The sequence below is a fragment of the Archangium sp. genome (genome assembly GCF_036388035.1).
Taxonomy (GTDB): Bacteria; Myxococcota; Myxococcia; order Myxococcales; family Myxococcaceae; genus Archangium.
The window spans coordinates 1-2,788 of record NZ_DASVSO010000578.1 but is presented as its reverse complement, the minus strand read 5'-3'; the positions used below and the strand labels follow the sequence as shown (position 1 = coordinate 2,788).

Genomic DNA, 2,788 nt, shown 5'->3' with positions numbered 1-2,788 from the left:
TGCCTGATGGCCAGTGGCGGCTTCAGCCTGTCTCTCGCGCCAGGGTCCTCCCTCTCGCCCCGCTTCGTCCTCGGGCTGCTCAACTCAAAGCTGCTCTTCTGGTACCTGCGTCAGATCAGCAATGTCTTCCGCGGCGGCTGGGTGACGTGCACCAAACAATTCGTCGGAACGCTTCCGATTCGGACGCTCGACCTGACGAAGCCCGCGGAGCGCGCGGTCCATGACAGAATGGTCGTGGCCGTCGAGGGACTGCTGGATCTTCAAGTCAAACGCCGCTCCGCGAAAACGCCGCCGGAGCAGGCCCACCTCAAGTCGCGGATCGCCGCCGCCGAGGAGCAGATCGACGCGCTCGTCTATGAGCTTTATGGCTTGTCCGCGGAGGACATCTCGGCCACCACCGAGGTGTAAGCCTCGCACCGATGTGGGACGGCTCTATTCACCAGTCAACGACATCCGGTCTTCCCTTACCTTCCTTGAAGGTAGGAATGAGCCTGCTCCCTTGCATCCCAGGCGGGGCGACCTCATTTTCCCCCACCCGTTGAGAAAAACACTCAAGGGGTGGGGCGGACTGCCCCTCACAGGGGGTGGAGCGCGACACTGGCCACTCCCCGCCGGAGGTCACGCGGATGAGAACGAAGGCCAACCCCGCCCCCGAGTACGTCTTGGTGGTGGACGACGAGCCCTCCCTGCGGACCCTGCTCGGCTTCATCGTCCAGCGCGTGGGCGCCGAGCCCCTCCTGGCCCATGACGCGGCCTCCGCGCGCAAGCTCGCCGAGAAGCACTCCTTCGCCTGCGCGCTGCTCGACAAGAACATGCCGGGGGAGAGCGGCCTGGAGTTCCTCAAGTGGCTGCGCAAGGCCCAGCCGGACTGCAACGCCCTCATGGTCACCGCGTACGGCAACGTGGACAGCGTCGTCGAGGCGCTGCGCCTGGGGGCCTTCGACTACGTGCTCAAGCCCTTCGAGGTGGATGCGCTGGAGCACCGCATCAAGCTGGCCCTGGAGCAGTGGCGCATGCGCCAGGAGCACGAGCGCATGCAGGCCATGCTGGTGCAGGCGGATCGCCTCGCCTCGCTGGGCCTGCTGGCCGCCGGCGTGGTGCACGAGGTGAACACGCCCCTGGCCTACATCCTCTCCAACCTGGACTGGCTCGACGAGGAATTGCCGGCCCTGTCCGAAGCGCTCAAGCGCCGCGAGCCGGCGAACCCGGAGGTGGAGAAGCTGGCCGCGCGCATGCAGGGGGTGCAGTCCACCCTGCGCGACATCCGCCAGGGCGCCGAGCGCGTGCGCCACATCGCGCGGGATGTGAAGGCCTTCGCGCGGGACTCGCAGGACGAGAGCATCCTGGTGGATCTGCGTGAGGTGCTCGACGCGGCGCTGAAGATGGCGCTGGTCCACATCCGCTACCGGGCCCGCGTGGTGCGCGACTACCAGGACGTGCCGATGGTGATGGCCAACGAGGCCCGCCTGGCCCAGGTCTTCCTCAACCTCGTCGTCAACGCGGCCCAGTCCCTCCCCGAGGACGGCGCCGAGCACGCCATCCGCGTGCGCCTGTGGACGGGCCCCAACGGCGAGGCCTGCGCCGAGGTGTCGGACACCGGCACGGGCATCGCCCCCGAGCACATGCCCCACCTCTTCGAGCCCTTCTTCACCACCAAGCGCTCCGGCGAGGGCACGGGGCTGGGGCTCTTCATCTGCAAGTCCATCATCGACGGCATGGAGGGCACCATCACCGTGGAGAGCCAGCCGGGCGCGGGCACCACCTTCCGCCTCTCCCTGCCCCCGCACGGCCGGGACGCCCACGGCGCGCGGCCGCTGGAGCAGGCGAGCGCCGCGGCCTCGTGAGGCGGCTCAGTCCATCGTCCGGAAGAGCCGCACCGCCGAGGAGCCATTGCCCGCCGTGAGGTAGAGGGCCTCGGTGCCTCCGAGGCTGGAGGCCACGCCGTCGAAGATGCGCGTGGCGCCCACGCCCAGCCCGTTGCCACCCAGACCCACGCACGAGGCGGGATGCTGCGCGGCGGAGCACCCGTCCCGTCCCGTGAAGTCCGACAGGACGCTCGGTGCCGCGCCCGAAGCACGCACCAGCACCGTGCCCTGCGTCGAGTTGTCGAAGCCCACGTAGAGCGAGCTCGCGGTGGCCACCAGGAGCGACAGGGCGGTGTTGGCCGTGTTGTTGAACTGGGTGAGCAGCGTGTCGCCCACGGTGTTGGGGGCCACGAGGGACCAGTCCCCGGGATCGCAGTCCGTCGGGGAACCCCCTCGCGCCGGGTCACAGGCGAAGAGCTGGGGTCCTCCCCAGGTGTTGCGCGCGAGGTAGAGCCGCCCCTTGAACACGGCCATCTGTGGCACGGTCCTGTCCGCCGGCTCGAGGTCCGCGCTCTTCGAGGTCGTCTTGCTGTTGCGCGTGCTCCAGGCCGCGAGCTGCGGCGTGCAGACAGCCCAGTCCCCCGGCGCCGAGCCATAGGAGCGAGGCGTCGGGCTCGTCGAGCGGACGCACCCGCCATTGTTCGCCACGTAGAGCCGATCATTGAAGGCGGTCAGCGTGTCGATCATCACCCCGGAGGCATTGTTGGGGGGCGAGCCTCCCTGGCCGATGCCGGGCATGTTCTCGGCCTTCAGGTCCTCCGCGTCCAGCCCTTGGGAGGCCTCGTACCCGGGGGCCAGCGTGGGCATGCGCTTGAGGGCGAGGAGGTAGGGCCGGTTGCCCCCGGTGTCCGAGAAGCCGACGTAGAGCCGGTCCCGGAAGAAGAGGGCCGAGGAGAAGCCCCTCGTCTGGCCCCCGAGGAAGG

The 2,788-nt window shown here is 69.1% G+C and carries 3 protein-coding genes; 2 read left to right on the top strand and 1 reads right to left on the bottom strand.

The window, feature by feature from the left end:
- Both VF697_RS23475 and VF697_RS23470 read left to right on the top strand, forming a co-directional pair.
- Positions 1-408, top strand: a 408-nt coding sequence (locus tag VF697_RS23475; protein ID WP_331098594.1) for a hypothetical protein, incomplete at its 5' end; no start/stop codon positions are given.
- Positions 409-626: 218 nt separating this feature from the next.
- Positions 627-1,844: a sensor histidine kinase gene (locus VF697_RS23470; protein ID WP_331098592.1), complete on the top strand. Its 1,218-nt coding sequence runs from the start codon at positions 627-629 to the stop codon at positions 1,842-1,844.
- A 6-nt stretch (positions 1,845-1,850) separates the two neighbouring features.
- Here VF697_RS23470 and VF697_RS23465 read toward each other — a convergent pair.
- Positions 1,851-2,788 (bottom strand): hypothetical protein (locus tag VF697_RS23465; RefSeq protein ID WP_331098590.1); only part of this gene is annotated, 938 nt, incomplete at its 5' end.